14 protein-coding genes are annotated in these 18,442 nt (G+C 55.6%); 6 read left to right on the top strand and 8 right to left on the bottom strand.

What is annotated here, in order from left to right; translation table 11 throughout:
• Nucleotides 1–3 precede the first annotated feature (3 nt).
• The 8 genes from VAE55_RS17070 to bchM form a co-directional block, all read right to left on the bottom strand.
• The gene (locus VAE55_RS17070; protein ID WP_322816923.1) at nucleotides 4–756 is read right to left on the bottom strand and encodes a uroporphyrinogen-III synthase; all 753 of its coding nucleotides are present in this window, start codon (nucleotides 754–756) and stop codon (nucleotides 4–6) included.
• Nucleotides 753–1,724: a hydroxymethylbilane synthase gene (gene hemC / locus VAE55_RS17065; protein ID WP_322816922.1), complete on the bottom strand. Its 972-nt coding sequence runs from the start codon at nucleotides 1,722–1,724 to the stop codon at nucleotides 753–755. The genes VAE55_RS17070 and hemC overlap by 4 nt, the downstream gene beginning before the upstream one ends.
• Nucleotides 1,725–1,732: 8 nt before the next feature.
• A complete protein-coding gene (gene hemA, locus VAE55_RS17060; protein ID WP_322816921.1) occupies nucleotides 1,733–3,037 on the bottom strand; it encodes a glutamyl-tRNA reductase in 1,305 nt (434 codons plus the stop codon).
• A gap of 178 nt (nucleotides 3,038–3,215) precedes the next feature.
• Complete coding sequence (locus VAE55_RS17055; protein WP_322816920.1) at nucleotides 3,216–4,514, bottom strand: BCD family MFS transporter; 1,299 nt, start codon at nucleotides 4,512–4,514, stop codon at nucleotides 3,216–3,218.
• Nucleotides 4,511–8,284: a magnesium chelatase subunit H gene (locus VAE55_RS17050; RefSeq protein ID WP_322816932.1), complete on the bottom strand. Its 3,774-nt coding sequence runs from the start codon at nucleotides 8,282–8,284 to the stop codon at nucleotides 4,511–4,513. Before VAE55_RS17050 ends, VAE55_RS17055 begins: the two co-directional genes overlap by 4 nt.
• An 84-nt stretch (nucleotides 8,285–8,368) precedes the next feature.
• Entirely contained in the window at nucleotides 8,369–9,496 is a 1,128-nt protein-coding gene (gene acsF / locus VAE55_RS17045) for a magnesium-protoporphyrin IX monomethyl ester (oxidative) cyclase (RefSeq protein ID WP_322816919.1), read from the bottom strand.
• A gap of 65 nt (nucleotides 9,497–9,561) precedes the next feature.
• The gene (locus tag VAE55_RS17040; RefSeq protein ID WP_322816918.1) at nucleotides 9,562–9,897 is read right to left on the bottom strand and encodes a hypothetical protein; all 336 of its coding nucleotides are present in this window, start codon (nucleotides 9,895–9,897) and stop codon (nucleotides 9,562–9,564) included.
• A 36-nt stretch (nucleotides 9,898–9,933) separates the two neighbouring features.
• Nucleotides 9,934–10,620, bottom strand: a complete 687-nt coding sequence (gene bchM / locus VAE55_RS17035) for a magnesium protoporphyrin IX methyltransferase (protein ID WP_322816917.1) — start codon at nucleotides 10,618–10,620, stop codon at nucleotides 9,934–9,936.
• A gap of 481 nt (nucleotides 10,621–11,101) precedes the next feature.
• On the opposite strand from bchM, the gene ltaE reads away from it, so the two are divergent.
• From ltaE to VAE55_RS17005, 6 genes are all read left to right on the top strand, one after another.
• The gene (gene ltaE / locus VAE55_RS17030; RefSeq protein WP_322816916.1) at nucleotides 11,102–12,175 is read left to right on the top strand and encodes a low-specificity L-threonine aldolase; all 1,074 of its coding nucleotides are present in this window, start codon (nucleotides 11,102–11,104) and stop codon (nucleotides 12,173–12,175) included.
• A 175-nt stretch (nucleotides 12,176–12,350) separates the two neighbouring features.
• Entirely contained in the window at nucleotides 12,351–14,120 is a 1,770-nt protein-coding gene (locus tag VAE55_RS17025; RefSeq protein WP_322816915.1) for a sensor domain-containing diguanylate cyclase, read from the top strand.
• On the top strand, nucleotides 14,107–15,624 hold the full coding sequence (gene ilvA, locus VAE55_RS17020) for a threonine ammonia-lyase, biosynthetic (RefSeq protein ID WP_322816914.1): 1,518 nt from the start codon (nucleotides 14,107–14,109) through the stop codon (nucleotides 15,622–15,624). Before VAE55_RS17025 ends, ilvA begins: the two co-directional genes overlap by 14 nt.
• Nucleotides 15,625–16,100: 476 nt before the next feature.
• Nucleotides 16,101–16,535 (top strand): DUF1801 domain-containing protein, encoded by a 435-nt coding sequence (locus tag VAE55_RS17015; RefSeq protein ID WP_322816913.1) that lies wholly within the window; start codon nucleotides 16,101–16,103, stop codon nucleotides 16,533–16,535.
• Nucleotides 16,536–16,848: 313 nt separating this feature from the next.
• Nucleotides 16,849–17,970: an exo-alpha-sialidase gene (locus VAE55_RS17010; RefSeq protein ID WP_322816912.1), complete on the top strand. Its 1,122-nt coding sequence runs from the start codon at nucleotides 16,849–16,851 to the stop codon at nucleotides 17,968–17,970.
• Nucleotides 17,967–18,263, top strand: a complete 297-nt coding sequence (locus tag VAE55_RS17005; protein WP_012258441.1) for a MoaD/ThiS family protein — start codon at nucleotides 17,967–17,969, stop codon at nucleotides 18,261–18,263. The genes VAE55_RS17010 and VAE55_RS17005 overlap by 4 nt, the downstream gene beginning before the upstream one ends.
• The last annotated feature ends 179 nt before the right edge of the window (nucleotides 18,264–18,442 follow it).

The raw sequence follows: 18,442 nt of genomic DNA, 5'->3' as shown, positions 1-18,442 counted from the left end.
GCCTTACTCCTTCACTTCACAATACGGTGTAAAAACCTGTTCAAGCACAGCAATCAGCGCATCGTCGTTTGGACGTTCGGCAATACCCGCAATGGGGAGACCCAGATCAGCGCAAACGGCAGCCGTGCTGGGGCCAATGCAGACCAGTGGCGGCAGGCCGGTCGGTACGTGAAGCTGCTGCAACTGGCGAACTGCCGAACCACTGGCGAGCACGATAGCGTCAATCGCACCGTCATCGATCATACGTTGCAAATCGGCAAGGCCAGGGCCAGCCACGGTGCAATAGGCGGTAACCCGATCAACGTCGGCACCGGCAGCGCGAAGCGCTTCAGTGAGAGTCGGTGGAGCAATATCCGCGCAGGGCAAAAAGACACGCTTCCCGGCAAGCTGCCCCATGATCGCTGGCAAGGCACTGCCGATCTCAGTATCAGGAACAACTGTAGGTTCGCGCCCCCATACGCGCCGACAATCGCCGGCAGTCGCTTTACCGACCGCAGCAATAGCGGTAGTCTCGGGAATTGTGGCATCGGCCAATGCCTGCACCGTTTGTCGGCTGGTTACGACCAGCCAGTGATACGCACCAGCAGCCAGGCAATTGAGCGACTGTTGCAACGGTGTCGGATCGGGAGGCGGCGTATACGCAATCAGTGGCGTCAGAAGTGGAATCGCACCGAGTGCCTGCAAGTGTGCAGCCAGCGTATCACCACGTCCGGCTGGGCGCGTGATGGCGATTCGACGACCAACCAATCCCCTCATCGTCGTGCCTCCAACTGATGCCGGATAGCGGTGAGAATCGTATCACCACCGCGAGCCAGCAATTCTTCGGCAACCGCCACTCCCAACGCCTCGGCCTGAGCCGACTCGCCAGTCTGTTCGGCAAATACCAGCCTGCCATCGAGTGTACCAACCATTCCACGCAGATGCATACCGGTATCGGTCACAACCGCGTGCGCTGCCACCGGAATCTGACAGCCACCTTCCAGGCGACGCAACAGCGCACGTTCAGCGAGTGCCGCCGATCTGGCCGCCGGATTGTCAAGTGACTCCACCAGCGTGCGCGTTGCTTCATCATCGGCGCGAGTCTCGATAGCCAGAATACCCTGCGCCACCGCCGGTAGCATCACCGATGGCTCAAGCGGATACACAACCGCTTCCCCAATCTGTGCACCGGGGGTGCCATCCCACAAACCTAGACGCCGCAACCCGGCTGCAGCCAGAATGAGGGCATCGTACTGACCGGAGGCCAGTTTACGCAGGCGCGTATCAACATTGCCCCGAACGTCCATCAATTGCAGATCGGGCCGATGATGACGTACCTGACTGGTTCGCCGCAGGCTTGACGTACCCACCCGTGCACCGGCAGGCAACGAAGCGAGATCGGTGCCCAAACCGGACTGACGGACAACCAGCACATCACGCGGATCAACGCGCACCGGAAACGCCGCCAACAGCAGACCATCTGGGGTCACCGTCGGCATATCTTTTGCGCTATGCACGCACAGATCAACCTCGCCAGCCAGCAAGGCATGCTCAAGTTCTTTCACAAATAGACCTTTATCACCGACCGCTGACAAGGCCACATCGAGCACCCGGTCACCGGTGGTCGAAATAATCCGCAGCTCTACCTCTAATGAGGGAAAGGCCGTGCGGAGCGCGTCGGCAACCCACTCGGACTGAACACGGGCAAGTGCCGAACCACGCGTACCAAGCAATAAACGTGCCATAACTCCTCTCAATGCTCCAGATTAAAGAGTTCGGCCAGAATGGAAGCATAGCGTTTGCCCTGACCATGCGCGGCGGCTTCGCGCAGGCAACGGGTAGGCGGGTGCAACAGCTTGTTCACGATACTCCGCGACAACCCTTCAATCACTGCCCGCTGTTCGGGTGAGAGATCGTGCAAGCGACGCAAGGCACGGGTCAGTTCCTCGTTCCGTACCTCCTCAGCCCGCTGGCGTAACATCGTCAGTACCGGTAGAGCCTCCTGGGTTCGCATCCAGGACATGAATTCCTGCACCTGCTCTTCAACGATCTGTTGGGCAATCTCCAGTACTGCGCTCCGCAACTCAATCGTATGACTCACAACCTCACGCAGATCATCAACCGTGAAGAGATGCACACCGGGAATCTGGGCGACATCAGCCGCAATGTCGCGGGGCACGGCCAGATCGATCAATAACATCGTCGGCGGATCACACTCACCACAGGCGCGTGCCCGCTGTTTATGGGCAATCGCTTCAGCCACGTGATGGCGATAAATAATCGGTACCGGTGCTGCGGTCGAGCTGATGACAATGTCAGCACGTGCCAACGCCTGGGGTAGAGCGCCAAAATCAAGCATCTCGGCACCGTAGCGTTCGGCCAGGGCGGCAGCACGCACCGACGTGCGATTGACAATCGTCAATCGATCAGCACCATTGGCGATCAGATTCTGGGCGGCCAGCTCGCTCACCTCACCGCCGCCAATCAACAACACCTCACGGCCCCGTAGATCACCTAGCCGACGACGGGCAAGCTCAACCCCGGCCTGCGAAACACTCGCCGCCCCTTTCCCGATCGTCGTTTCGTGGCGCACCCGCTTCCCGGCGACCAGAGCAATCTGAAACAGACGGTGCAAGATCGAACCGACACTGCCGATCCGTTGCGCCGCTTCGTAGGCATTGCGCACCTGACCCTGAATTTGGGCCTCACCCAAAACCAGGGAACGTAACCCGGCGGCAGTTGCACACAAATGACGGGCAACGGCTTCACCCTGGTAAAAATAGAGCGTGTGGACAAAGCTCGCGGCTGGGCGCTGATGAAAGGTTGCCAGAAAATCGACAACGTGTTGGGCCGTCGTTCCAGGGTTCGTTACACCGTACAATTCAACTCGATTGCAGGTCGAAAGAATCACGGCCTCGGCAAAGAGTGGCGGCGTGCCGGTTTCTGAACTGGTCAATTGCATCAGGGCTGAAGGCAAATCAGTCTGACTAAAGGCAAGTTGTTCGCGAATCTCAACCGGCGCAGTCGTATGATCGAGACCGGCAAGGAACAGATTCATACTCCTGATCCTTTGCTTTGCAAAATGCTCACGGCAACAAATGGTGAACCATTGTATATTCAGGAAAGGCGGATGGCGGCAAAAGACCCTCCTGCCTGCGCCGACGCTCCTTCGCGTTGACACGGGCTATATTATTATACTGCAAATAGTTGCAAAATCTGCGTATTTCTATATTTTTCTATGCATCACTCATTGCAGCAACCAACTGTCCCAACTCACGGCGCTGGCTACGGAAGGCACTCACATCAATTGCCCGTAGCATGACCAGTGCCGTACAGAGGATAAGCGCTTCAATCAAAAAGACGGTGGCATATGCACCGGTAGAACCCACCACCAGAGCCGCGAGATCACGGATCACGCCGGCCAGCAAGTTGCCCAAACCACGAGCAGCGGCATCGGCAACACCCCAGGCGCCGATGAAGAGGCCAACCTGTTGCGGTGTTGTCATATCGAGCATCAGGGCCAGATTGGTTGCTGTTGCAATGCCGGTACCAAAACCGAGCAGCGCAATCGCCGGAACAAACAACGGCTCGATATGCAAGATGCCGCTGAGTGCGATCAAGGTTAGACCAATCGCCGCAATCGAGCCGCCGATCATTGCGCCACGCTTGTTGCTGAGCCAGTGGCTGAATACAACACCATGCAGCAGCAGAGCAAGGAGCGTTGCCCCACCCCAGACGGCGGTCAATTGGGTTGTTGATCGCACATCCATCCCAAACGCCTGGGCGCCATACGGTTCGAGCAGGACATCCTGACCAAGAATAGCGGCCAGCATAAACATCAGATAGACGAAGAACCGGCGCGCAAGCGGATCACGGACCACTGTCCGCACCGACTCGGCAGCCGAATAGCGTTCTTCGTGACTCAGCGGGATTGCATTGCGCGTCTCAAGACCGACTAAACCGAGTGCACCAATCGTCAACGCTACACCGGCACAAATGGCGAAAACTTCAATCAGTCGTTCCGGCGAATAGGGTTCCAGTGCGCGACCGGTGCTAATCGCCGTCCCAATCACCGCCGTAATCATCATAAACCACATGACGGCAATGGTACGCGAGCGCAGATGCGCAGGTGACATATCGCTGGCTAATGAGAGGTACGAAACAACGGCAGTATTGAAACCCACTCCCCAGATACCGAACACGAGGAGCGCCAGCGCCAGCCCCGGCCAGAAGTTGGCATCCATTGCAAATGCAGCGAAGGGTGTGAGAGCAGCACCACTGATGCAGAGCAGTAAGCCTAATGCAATATACGGAGTGCGCCGATAGCCCCAGAACGGATGGCGATCAGAGAACTGACCGATCAAAACCTGCATTGGGGAGAAGAGGTGGGGAAGAATGATCAATGCAGCAACGATACTGGCCATCAAACCGAGTTCATGGATCATGATTCGATTAAGGACACCGGTAATCGGCACCAGACTAATCGCCACCGCAACGTGCAGCATGCCAAGGCGAATCATCTTAAACCAGCTCATCCTACACTCCTCTCTTCGGTAATGCCTTCCAGTCGATCTTCGAGGTCCTGGTAGATTTCCTGCAGGCGGTTGAGGGTTGCTTCATCGGCAGCCCAGAAGCCACGTCCGGCAGCTTCGAGCAGACGCCGAACAACCCCGGCGGTCGCAGTTGGATTGAGGGCGGCCATCCGTTCACGCATCGCATCATCGAGTGCGTAGGTGGCTGCAATTTCGTCATATACCCAGTCTTCTACCGCATTCGCGGTTGCACTCCAGCCATAGGTATGACCAACACGCGCCTCTATCTCGCGCACACCGGCAAAGCCGTGGGCGAGCATGGCTTCGTGCCACTTCGGATTGAGCAATTTCGCCCGCGTTTCGAGGCGCAACATCGTTTCAATCGAGGCCACACGACTGGCGCCGGGTGAGCTGATCGCATCGGCAACCAGCACCGGCGGCGGTTCGCCACGCAAACGAGCTACACTCTTTGCCATACCACCCAGGTTTTCGTAGTAGTTGTCAATATCCGTGAGACCCACCTCAAAGCTGTCGATGTTCTGGAACGTGGCCTGAACGTGACGCAGCGCTCCTTCTAGTAAGTTACGGGCTTCTCGCCATTGCCCATCAGCAGCACGAACAAAGCTCTTGCGTGATAGAAAGGCGTCGCTGAGCTGGTCGTCATTCTCCCAGGTGCCACTTTCGACCAGGAAGTTGACATTCGCGCCGTAGCTTCCAGGCGCATTGGCGAAGACGCGAATGGCCGCTTCGGCTAACGAGACACCGGTCTCAGCCATTTGGGTCAGCGCATGCGCCCGCACAAAATTCCACTCTGGCGGCTCATCAGCAGTTGCCGCCAGATACGCTGCCCGATCAATCAGGCGCATCTGATGACCGAGCAGATCGCGGAAAATACCGCTCACCGTCACCACCACGTCGATCCGGGGTCGGCCCAGCTCGGCGAGTGGACGCAAAGCAACATCGGACACATTCCCCAGTTCATCGATGACCGGACGGGCACCGATCAGTGCCAGCACCTGCGCGACACCTTCACAATCGCTCTTGAGATTGTCGGTACCCCACAACACAATCGCGATGCTGGATGGAAACCCGCCCTGCTCACGACGCAAGCGCTCGATCAGTTCAGTGGCCAGCGCTTCGCCACGCTGCATTGCGGCCGGAGTAGGCACCCGGTAGGGATCGAGCGCAAACAGATTCCGTCCGGTCGGCAGCACTGCCGGATTGCGGACTGCATCATTGCTCGGGGAGGGCGGGATAAAACCGCCACGCAGACCGTGCAACAGATTTCGCAGCTCGTGATTGGTCAACAGACCGGTACGCAATTCGGCCAGTTTCGGCCAGAGAGGGCGTAGTGCGCTTGCCGGCACCAGATCGGCTAGTGCAGTGGATGCAGCATGGGCGCCAGCCTCGGCATCAGGTGCTTCGGCATAGGCCAGCATTGCTGCCCTTCCCCGCTCTTCGATCAGCCGAAGCTGGCTTTGGGCCGCCAGATCGCTATTCAAGCGTGCACATAGATCGGCGTAATCAACCCCCATCCCCCGGGCAATCAAAGCGGGCAAACCAATATCAGGTTGTAAACTCGCGTAGAGCAGAAGAAAGTCGGCCAGCTCAGCCGGCGCCGGGGCCTGACCAAGGACGTGCAGACCGAGAGGTATCATGCGCTGCTCGATCCGCAACAGTTCGTGGGCGAGACCGGCAACATCAGCGTAATCATCACCACTGGTCACCATTGGAATGCCTAATTGTACTGCCCGCTCGCGTATATCGCTCACCAGTGCTGGATCGGGATGACGCTCAAATTGATCAATTGCATCGCGCAGCGTCCGCAGCCCTTTGTACAGACCTGCCTGCTGCACCGGTGGCACCAGATAGCTCACCAGCGTGGCCACACCTCGCCGCTTCGCAATTGCCGCCTCGCTCGGATTGTTCACACTGTAGACGTAGAAATTGGGCAAGGGTCCGATCAGGCGCAGCGGCCAGCAACGGGCACTCAACCCCACCTGCTTGCCCGGCATAAACTCCATTGCGCCGTGCGTGCCAAGATGAATGACAGCATCGGCGCGGAATTTGTGGATCAGCCAGGTGTAGAACGCAGCAAAGGCATGATTCGGGGCAGCGTCTTTCGCTAGCAACAACCGCATCGGGTCGCGCTCGTAGCCAAAACTGGGTTGCACCCCGACGAAGACATTCCCAAACTGACGACCGAGAATTCGAATGCCACGATTGTCGCGTAGGAGATCACCCGGTGCCGATCCCCAGTACGGCTCGATGTCGGTATAAGCCGGGAAGAGCCGGCGATACTCATCCGCGCTGAGCCAATCGGCGATGTGGGCATCGGCACCGTGTGCCGGCCCATCGGCCAGTAAGCGATGGCGTAACGCATCAACGCTTTCCGGCACCTCAACCTGATAGCCATCGGCAGCCAACGCCTGCAACAAACGAAACAGGCTGGCAAAGACATCGAGATACGCAGCGGTACCAACCGTGCCCAGAGCCGGGGGAAAGTTATAGATCACCACTGCCAGCCGCTTCTGGGCATTCGGCATCCGGCGTAGAGCCACCCGGCGCACAATCCGGTCAGCAATCTGGTCAATTTCCGCCTGAGCCGGTGCAAAGCGCTGACCATCAGCCGCCGGTCCGCCAAAGATCAGCGGTTCAGTAGCACCTTCCAGTTCGGGAATGGCAACACTCAGCGCCTGCTGCACCGGTACCAGACCGTTATCATCGGCACGCCAGTCATCGATCCGTTGAAACGCCAGTGGCACTAGACTGAGGTATGGACGGTCGAAGCGCGTTAATGCCTCGGCGGCCTGCTGAGGCTGGCTCTCGGCCGGGCCACCAACCAGCGCAAACCCCGTTGCATTGACCAGCAGATCGACATCAGCCAGCTCCTTATTAAGCAGTGGGCGCAAATCAAGCCCGGCAGCGTAGGCGACACGGGCTTCCAACCCGCGCGCCTCAATAGCACGGGTCAATGCATCAATATGTAGGGTATTCCCACTCAGCACCACCGTCCGCAGGGTAAGAATACCGACCTTACCCGCAGACGGTATACGTTTTCCACGCCAACGGGAGTAATCGTTCAATGATGTAAAAAGATCAGGTGCGTCGGGATGGTAGATCGCCGTATCGGGATAGGTTAGTGGGTCAAGCTGTGGCAACTTTGGACGCGGCGATGGGCCATAACGACCGATAAGCACGCAAAGTAGGCGGTAGAGATTCTCTGGCGAGGCATTCAGCCAATATTGATGACTGGTAATGTAGGTGTACAAATCGCGGGACGTGCCGGGGATAACTTTCAACACCTTACTTAAATTTCGCAAAATCGCCAATTGACGCCGAGCCTCGCCTGCACCACCCTGCGGACGGAGCTTCTGCACCCAACGACGGAGTGGCCCCGGTTCGTTCTCGCTTTCGCGCCGTAACGAAAAACCACCGATCCGGGTACAGCGGATCAGTGCCGGATTTGAGGTAATAATCAGCGTTGGTTGTTCAAAATGGGATAATCGCTCGACCAATGGCCGCACCAGATCTTCGCTGAATAGGCGCGCCCCGAACACCAGATCGGCCCGTGCCAGATCGTAGTCGAGTTTCGCCCATCCTGCGGCATTACTCAATGTTGCCGCATCGTAGATAGCCAGGCTCAGATCAACCTTATGATCGCGGCGCAGCCGCTCGGCAGCCGCCAACAGCGCCGGACGATGATTACCATCGATGGTTAACACCACAACGTGCATGCGCATTTCCTCATCACTCGTACCGGGTGAAACCAGAATTGCGACAAAACCAGAGCCAGACGGCAGGAAGTATTCCTGCCGCCAGTACCGACAGCAATGGAAGCCTGCTAACGGACGACCCTAATCGGCTGCTACCACACGCTGCGGACGGTTAGGACCGGGATAATTGGGGAAGCCGGGCAAACCCTTCCAGCGAATCGTCTCCGTCGTCTTACGGGTAGGCAACCGATAGATAGCCAGCAAGCGGAGCGCAATTGCGGCTTTCAGGCGGGCTGAATGGGCCAGTGCAATCGGATCTTTCCGGCCCTCCAGCGCTCGCAACGCCCGATCATACTCAACCAGCTTATCCATGTAGGCGAAGAAGTGCGGATCATCGAGATTCATCGTCTCGGGATAGACCTGAGTCGCAATATCGTTGCATAGCCGGATCACTGTCTGGTCGTAGTCACGCCAGTCGAGACCGAGTGCAGCGTAGAAATTGGCTCGGCGCGCATCGTTGAGATACATCGTCGCGTACACAGCAAGCAAGAAGAAACGGATCCAGCGCCGATTAGCGCCCTCAAGCATCTCCGGCTGCGAACGCATCAGCAGGGCAAAGAATTCACCGTGGCGATATTCATCGTTACACCACTGCTCAAACCACTTGAAGATCGGATGGATGCAGTACTGCGGATGCCGTTCGAGGTGGCGATAGATAGTAATGTAGCGCGAGTAGCCAATCTTTTCAGACAGATAGACAGAATAGAAGATAAACTTCGGTTGGAAATAGGTGTACTTCTTGCGCTTCTGCAACACCGTCAGATCAAGCGCCACATTCAGATCGGCCATCGTGCGGTTGAGAAAACCGGCGTGCCGCCCCTCATCGCGACTCATATACTTAAAAATGGCCCGCAGCGTCGGATCGTGCAGATGCTTGACCATCTCGGCATAGAGCAAACAACCGCTGAACTCGGCAGTACACGAACGCTCAAGAAAATCGATAAAGGAATCGCGTTCGGGCATATCATCGAAATTCTGCAAAAATTCATCGGTGCGGCGGAAGTGGGTGCGGTTGTAATCGTAGGCAAACTCGTCGCGGATCCAATCGAACTCGTCGCGCAGCCCATTGCGGTCGATTTCTAACTTGTCAATGGCCTTAAAATCGGTTGTGTAGAAGCGAGGTGAAAGGACGGCATCCTTCAGCGCATGACGTGTCGTGCGGCTAAACTCACCGGGCATTTCCATCATCAGCGGATTAATCCAGAACATTTCGGCGCTCCTTTGTGATCTGGCAATTCCTGACGTCTCACGGGCCAAAGGCCCGATCACCAACACTACGGATGCTCAACCAGCTCGTTAATCTCGACTAGACTGCTCTTCTTGGTCAGAAAACGGCGGAGGGCACTGGCCTTGTAGAGCCGGATCGGGCTGCGATAGCAGATCTCGCCGCTCGTACGACCATCTTCGGTCGGCGGAAGATGCATAATTTCGAGCGTATCGCCAGGTTGAATCTCCATACCGGGTGGCAGATCGACGTGGAAGTGGAAATGTTCATGTTCGCTCTGCAAGCGAACAAAGCCTTCACCTTCCAGCAACACCTCACGGTTGTACCACTTGTGCAGTGCAAACGCGGCTACACCAAGGGCCAGCAATGCTAGTAATCGTCGCATAGTGTACTCCTGTAGTTACATTTCTGAACTACAACCTTATGAAACTAGACGCACAGCTTCTATCAACGTAACGTGATAAAACCGGCTACGGATTGGTTGTACCCGCCGTACCTGTAAACCAGACCGGTTGAGAATCGCAAACACCTCGTGATCGCGGATCATCTGAATCTCGGTGCGTCGTTGAGTACGTGGAAACCAGCCGCCGATTCGGTGTAGCGCAGCCAGCAGCGTGCTATAGGGAGCGTAGGTGAGAAGCAGAGTATGTTCGGTAAGCTGTGCCAGATGGGCGCAGAGCTGGCCAAAGGCCGGCTGCGGATAGTGGATCAAGACATCAAAACAGACGACAAGTTGAGCCGGTTCACATAACGATTCAATATCGGCCTCGACGCACTCAACTCGACCAGACAGTCCGGCTTCAGCAACTGCCTGCGCTGTCGCAGCGACCATTTGCGGTGCAATATCAGCAGCCCGAACCCGATAGCCCCGACGGGCCAGCATCAGACTAAACAGGCCAACTCCACAACCGACATCGAGAGCAGTGGTTGGTGGTGGTTGATCGTCAAGCCACGAATCGGCAATCGCCAGCATGCGGTTATGACCGTCACGAATGCTCTGCCTCACTAGCGAAAGAGGGGCATTCCCGTAAATAGCCGACCAGCGTTCAAAGCCCAAACCGTTGAAATAGTCACGCAATTGAGCCTTGTGCTGAGATAGCTCTAGCACGACTGCCTCCTGGTTGTCTTACAACGTAGTCCAAACATGGAACTACGTTCACAAAGAATTACTCCCTACCAGCAGGTTGAGACGAGGCCGTCTGTGATCTGGAATAGCGTAGTGCAGAATCAAAACTACGAATCTTCAAGTAAATTGTAGCATGAGAGTCAATAATATGGAATATAGACAATAATTGTGCAAAATCTTTGCGTTTCATATCAATTGGGCAAAAAGGGCATTGAAATGAGGTTAACGAGCGTTGGCTGTACAGAGAAAGATTGGTGTAATTGGGATAGCATTGTTGCATAGAGTACACATCGCTCAGCAAGTACTTAGTATGCACGTTTCCTTCTACCACGAAGAATCATAGCATTGTTGCATAGAGTACACATCGCTCAGCAAGAGCAGTCATACAACCATCATCGCAGTAGCACGTGCTATAATTGGACAGCAACATTTTTAATTGCCCGTACCCTGGAGGATTCTGGCCATGCAAGGCTATGCTCTGCCTCTCGCCGATCCACTACCTGATCGGATCGATCTACGCAGTGACACCGTAACTTTACCCAGCCCGGCAATGCGTGCTGCTATGAGTGCAGCAGCACTGGGTGATGATGTATATGGCGAAGACCCCACAGTCAACGCGCTGGAACGACTGGCCGCCGAACGAGTGGGCAAAGAAGCCGCGGTACTCGTCGTCAGCGGCACAATGGGGAACCTAGCTGCCGTACTAGCCCATTGTCAGCGTGGTCAACGAGTGATTCTCGGCAACGAGAGCCACATTTACCACTACGAAGCTGGAGGGGCGAGTGCATTGGGTGGACTGATCTACCATCCACTGTCAACCGATCCCAACGGCTGCATCGATCTGGCAGAACTGGTCGAGGCAGCAACTACCATTGACGATGCCCACTTTGCTCCGCCGGGCGTTATTTGTCTGGAAAACACGCACAACCGCGGCGGTGGAGTTGTACTAACTCCCGATTATCTTTCTCTGGTGCGGCGGATCGCCGATGATCACGGCTTGCCAGTCCATCTTGATGGCGCCCGCATCTTCAATGCCGCAGTTGCGCTGGGGGTACCGGTGACCGACCTCACCAGGCACGTCGATACGGTTATGTTTTGCCTCTCGAAAGGACTATCCGCTCCGATTGGTTCGCTAGTAGCCGGCCCTGCTGATGTCATTGCACGAGTACGTCGGGTGCGCAAAATACTCGGTGGTGGCATGCGTCAGGCTGGGGTGATTGCCGCAGCCGGCATCGTAGCCTTGACCGAGATGGTTGATCGCCTGGCTGAGGATCACGCGAATGCCCGCCTGCTGGCCGCCGGTCTGGCTGAATTGCCGGGAGTCCAGATCGATCTGAGCAAAGTACAGACCAACATCGTGCGCTTCACCTTTGTCCATCCTCGCCTGAGTGTAGATGCCTTCCTGGCGGCGCTCCGGTCACGGGGTATTCTGATGGGCAGTATGAGCAACACCAGCATCCGGGCAGTGACCCATTACGGCATCGAGGCAGCGCATATTGAACAGGTGGTTAGCGCAGCGGCTGAGATTCTGGCCTGACCGACCTACAACGACAAGCCAGGATTGCGATCACCGGTTTCGGGTGTTGTTAGTGAACAGGTTGCGTTGAGAGGAAGCACAGCAGGCAGTAGACCGGCAACACAGCATCAGAACACCTCAACCCCTGATCTCCATGCCTCTATTTGGAGCTACAATGCTTCGGCAGGTATGTGATATGAACCATGAAGCCTCTTCTGAACAATACATTCTAGTCACAGATAGTGGACAGATTCTGGCAGTAAGCGATACGGCGCAATCATTACTCCCTTATCTCTTGCCATTGCTACCCGATTTGATCAACGGAGCAGAAAAGGATACCCTCCTGCTCAACGGACTCACGTACTGGATACACCAACACCGTCTGAAGAGCGAGAGCGGCGAGACATATGGTCTGCTAATCTCATTGCAACAGACAACCACAGAACAATCCTCCGATCTCCGGCTTGAAGCAATTGCGCTTGCTCTTTCTGACAAACTAGAGATCGATCACGTTCTCAAGAACGTTGTGCGTTTTGCGATGGATCTGCTCAATGCTGATGCCGGTGCACTTCCCATCTATGACCCGGATACCGACCGTCTATTGCCGGGGCATCTGGTCAATTTGCCGGTTGATCTGATTATACCGGTGATCGGAAAACGCCGTGGCCTCATGTGGCAGATTGTCCATCAGGGAACCTCAATCCTGATCGCCGATTATGCAGATCACCCGGCGGCACTGCCGGAACTGGTACAGGTCGGGGTACATTCGTTACTGGCAACCCCTATCATTTACGGTAAGACACCGCTTGGCATCCTGGCGATGTATCGTTTGCGTAACGAACCGTTCGATGAAAGTGATCGTGAGCTCCTCCAGGCCATTGCCCGCCAAACGGCCATCGCTCTTCACAATGCTCGCCTATACCAGCGCGCCATTCGCAATGCCGATGAACGCTTTGCGCTGTACCAGGCTAGCGTCGAGATTAGTGCAACGCTCGATCTCGAGCAATTATATCAAGTCATCTATCGCGCTACGAAGCGACTGGTTAGCCATCAGCGTTTTGCAATTGCCGTTCCGGCTGAAAACCGGATGGTCGAATATGTGCATATCGTCACCCCAAGCGGACGCCAAGCATCGCAACAGGTACCATTACACTATGGACTGGCCGGCTATGTGTTACGCTTCGGCGTCTCATTACGGCTTTCCGGCGCTCAGGCAATCCCCGAGCCGGCTGTACCGTTACTGCCAGAGATCGAAGGGGATCCGGCTGAAGGCTCGTTAATGGTAACTCCACTCATTGTTGGTGATCGGATCATTGGTGCTCTGCTCGTATGGAACAATCGCTTCGATGCGTACACGATAACCGACTTGAATGCACTTGAACTCTTGGCAGCAACCGTTGCCATCGCTCTCCACAATGCATTTCGTTTTGCACAGGTACAATCTTTAACTATCACCGACTTTCTCACTGGATTAGTGAATCGACATCACTTTCTTCAGGTTTTACACCAGGAAATGGAGCGTACCCGACGTTACCGTACACCGATGAGCATCGCTAAGATAGCAATTGATAATTTCCAGCAGATTCACAACAGCTATGGTCACATCATCGGTGACCATCTTTTACGCGAAGTCTCACGTCGCTGCCGCCAGCACCTGCGTGATGTTGATATATTGGCGCGTTATGAGGGGGCAGAATTTGGCTTAATATTACCAGAAACCACCTACGAACAGGCGCTGATAGCTGCAAAACGCTTACATACTCTCTTGGCAACCACACCGATTATGATCGACGGTCAACAGATCAATCCGACCATCAGCATCGGTGTTGCATCATTCCATCCAAGTGTCTATCCCGATCCACATTCACTGATTGCCGACGCTGATCGTGCGCTCTATCTGGCCAAACAACAGGGGCGCAATCGCGTCTGCGGTGTACAGGAGCTGACCAACGATGCCCAACCCTGATTTTACCTACGTTCAACGCATCCTAACCAGTCGGGTCTATGATGTCGTCAAAGAGACCCCGTTGCAACCCGCACCTCTCCTTAGTGCCCGCCTGGGAGCACAGATCTTTTTCAAACGTGAAGATCTGTTGCCCATCTTCTCTTTTAAGCTCCGTGGTGCGTATAACCGCATGGCCCATCTCAGTCCTGCCGAGAAAGAACGTGGCGTCATCACGGCCTCTGCCGGCAATCATGCGCAGGGTGTCGCCTATTCTGGCCAGCAGCTTGGTGTGCGCACGCTGATTGTTATGCCGGCAACCACCCCAGAGATCAAGGTTGCAGCCTGTCGGCGGCGGAATGCAGAAGTCGTGTTGCACGGCGACAGCTATAGCGACGCTGAAGCGCATGCCTACCGCTTACAGCAGGAATTGGGCTTAACCTTCATCCATCCATACGATGACCCGTTGGTGATTGCCGGTCAGGGTACGATTGGGCTTGAGATTTCCCAGCAGATGCGTGCCGAACGATACCGTGTCTTCGTGCCGGTGGGTGGAGGCGGTCTGATTGCCGGCATTGCAATCTTCTTGAAGAGCATCAATCCCAATATCGAGATTATTGCCGTTGAGCCAGATGACTCCGACGCGATGTACCAGAGCGTCCGGGCCGGCTATCGGGTTACCCTCGATCAGGTGGGAATCTTTGTCGATGGCGTGGCAGTACGGCGGGTTGGCGAACACACCTTTGCCATTGTCCAGCGCTACGTCGATGATTTTGTGCGGATAACTACCGATGAGGTCTGTGCGGCGATCAAAGATGTCTTTGAGGATACACGGGCAATTATGGAGCCGGCCGGCGCATTGGCCGTCGCCGGGTTAAAGCACTACATCGCTGAACGAGGGGCCGATCTACCGGCCGTTGCCTTAACGTGTGGCGCTAACATGAACTTCGACCGTCTGCGCCACGTCGCCGAACGGGCCGAGATTGGGGAACGGCGTGAGGCGTTGTTTGCCGTCACTATTCCCGAACGACCCGGTTCATTCAAGCAATTTTGTCGCGTGATCGGGCCACACAACATCACCGAATTCAACTACCGCTACGCACCGCGCCCCGAAGCCAATGTCTTTGTGGGTGTACAACTGACCAATGCCAATCAGCGCCACGAGCTGGCTGAACGTATGCGTAACGCCGGTTATACAGTGCTCGACCTGACCAACGACGAGCTGGCGATCATTCATCTACGCCACATGGTTGGTGGACGAGCACCTGAAGCAACCGACGAACGGCTCTTCACCTTCGAGTTCCCGGAGCGACCGGGAGCGCTCTTGCAATTTCTCGAGTCGCTCGATGCCTCGTGGAACATTAGCCTCTTCCACTATCGCAACCACGGCAGCGCACACGGACGAGTACTGGCCGGCATTCAGGTACCCGATGCCGATCTCGACCGTTTCTACGCCTCACTGGCTCGCCTGGGATACCCGTATCAGGAGCAGAGTGATAATCCGGCGTACCACCTGTTTTTGAAATGAGCAACGCCCCCGGTAGAGCCGGGGTGGCAGAGCGATTGAGCGCCACGATTGAAGAGACTGCCCGTCGCACCAGATGGTGTGACGGGCAGTTCAGAGTTTGTTATCAAAGCTAATACAATCCAATGCCCAACAATCGATCCAATCCGTCACCTTTCGCCATCCCCGTTCTCACCGCATCCCGCCTGAAGAACACCGCCGGGTGCGGATGGTGCCACGCCTGACGGCATCATCACGTGCATCGGCGCACCCTGCGTCCATCCGGGTCATGCCGGCGAGTCCACTGGATCATCGCGGATCACCGCATATCTGGTGCCAGGCCGTGATGCACCGGATCGCCCACGATATGAGATGACGCCAGATAACGAGGAATTTGTGCAGATTCTCCTCACGACAACATATCACACCTTGACAAGATATGCCTGCCGTGATATTATCGATCAGAACATTTATTCTATTGTACAATAAACCGAGCGACTATGGCATCAGAACCAAACGAAGGCTTCACCGCCGAAGAGCGGGCGGCAATGCAAGAGTGTGTCCGCGAGCTACGTGCTGAACGGCAGGCCAAAAAAGGGAAGGCGGACGGCGAGCGTGATGTTCTGACCAGAATTGTCGAAATGCCTGAGCCGGATCGCACGATAGCCGGGCGCATTCATGCCATCATCAAAACAGTTGCCCCAGAGCTGACACCGAAAACCTGGTACGGTATGCCGGCATATGCCAGAGACGGCAGTGTCATCTGCTTCTTCCAAAGCGCCAACAAATTCAAAACCCGCTATGCAACTCTTGGCTTCACTGATACTGCACATCTTGACGAGGATGACATGTGGCCGGTAGCGTTTGCGTTAAAGGAGCTAACCCCAGCCGTTGAAGCACAGATCAGCGCGTTGATCAAAAAGGCAGTACGGTGAACAACACTGATACACGGACAGTGGTTGTCACGGCGCGAACGTAATCAGGTTTGTCCAGACATATCAGCGCAAAGTGACCGGTAACTCAATCCGGTAAGAGGCGGTGAACAGGAGAATCACTGCAATCGGCGCACGGTCTGGCACAGAACGGCAGCGCCACCATTGAAAGGGTGTTTGAGGTGAACGTGTCACCTATGCGCACCGCACCGGTGTTGAGCGGGATTGGGTTATTTTCGGAACATCTGCACGCGAGAGGGTTCGCTACGAATGCCGGAGTTAGCCGGTACAGGAAGAACGAAAGACAGGAAAAACAATGAGCACAGTACGCCTGCTGGTCGGTACCCGCAAAGGAGCCTTCATCTTGACCACGGATGAAAAACGCAGCCAATGGCAAATCAACGGCCCGTATTTTGCCGGATGGGAAGTATTTCATCTCAAAGGCTCACCGGTTGATCACAACCGCATATACGCTTCCCAATCAAACGGCTGGTTCGGACAACTTATCCAACGCTCTGATGATGGGGGTCAGACCTGGCATCCGATGAACAACGAGTTTCGCTACGAAGGTGTTCCGGGAACCCATCAATGGTATGATGGCAGTCAGCATCCCTGGCAATTCCAGCGTGTCTGGCGGTTGGAACCATCGCTCACCGATCCGGACACCGTCTACGCAGGTGTAGAGGATGCAGCGCTCTTTCGATCAACTGATGGCGGACAGAGCTGGCAGGAATTAGCCGGCTTACGTTCAGTAAAGGGCCATCTCTGGCAACCGGGTGCTGGAGGTCTTTGCCTGCATACTATTCTGCTCGATCCACACAATCCTGATCGTATCTTTGTTGCCATCTCGGCTGCCGGCGCGTTCCGTAGTGATGATGGCGGCCAGACCTGGCAAGCGATTAACCGTGGATTAGCCTCGCCAGGCGAATTGCCGGATGCTACCGCAGAAGTGGGGCATTGTGTTCACAGTCTGGCACTACATCCTTCACGTCCTGATGTCATATTCATGCAAAAACACTGGGATGTCATGCGTAGCGATAATGCCGGTGAGTGGTGGTATGAAATTAGCAACGATCTTCCCAGTGACTTTGGTTTTCCTATTGCAGTGCATGCCCACGAACCGGACACCGTCTTTGTCGTCCCTATCAAAAGCGACTCAGAACACTTTCCCCCTGAAGGCGCACTTCGTGTCTATCGGGGTCACCGCGATGGTGAACGGTATCGCTGGCAGGCACTGAGCACAGGTCTACCGCAAAGCCACTGCTACGTCAATGTGCTCCGGCAGACACTGGCAGTTGACACATTAGCTCCGTGCGGAATCTATTTCGGTACAACCGGCGGACAAATCTACGCATCTGCCGACGAAGGTGAGCACTGGACATCACTGGCAAGCCATTTACCGCCGGTTCTCTCGGTCGAAGTGCAGGTTATCCCATGATCCGCATCATACTGCCTTACCATCTGAGCAACCTGGCCCGTATTGACCGCGAAATACAGATTGAAGTTACCGGGCCAGTAACCCAGCGTTCGCTATTGGATGCGCTAGAACGCACGTATCCAGCGCTACGTGGTACTATTCGCGATCACGTAACGAAACAACGGCGACCTTTCATCCGCTTTTTCGCGTGTGGTCAAGATCTCTCACACCTATCGCCCGATATACCGCTGCCTGATGAAGTTATCAGCGGTGCTGAACCATTTCTGGTCGTTGGAGCGATGGCCGGTGGCTAATGTTGCGGTTGTGGTAGGGAGGAGAAACTATTTCGCGCTTCCATGCAGCAATCACGCGCTGGATGGGATTGCCTTGCGCGTGAGGTGATGTACGTATCACGAGGGTTAGATTGCGGAAGCTTTGCTTCTGTATTCCAACGAGGATTGCAGTTGCACCGGTTAACCTGCCGACTACGGGT

The organism is Chloroflexus sp. (assembly GCF_034432675.1).
Lineage (GTDB): Bacteria > Chloroflexota > Chloroflexia > Chloroflexales > Chloroflexaceae > Chloroflexus.
The sequence above is the reverse complement of the archived record's forward strand: the minus strand, read 5'-3'. Positions and strand labels throughout refer to the sequence as shown.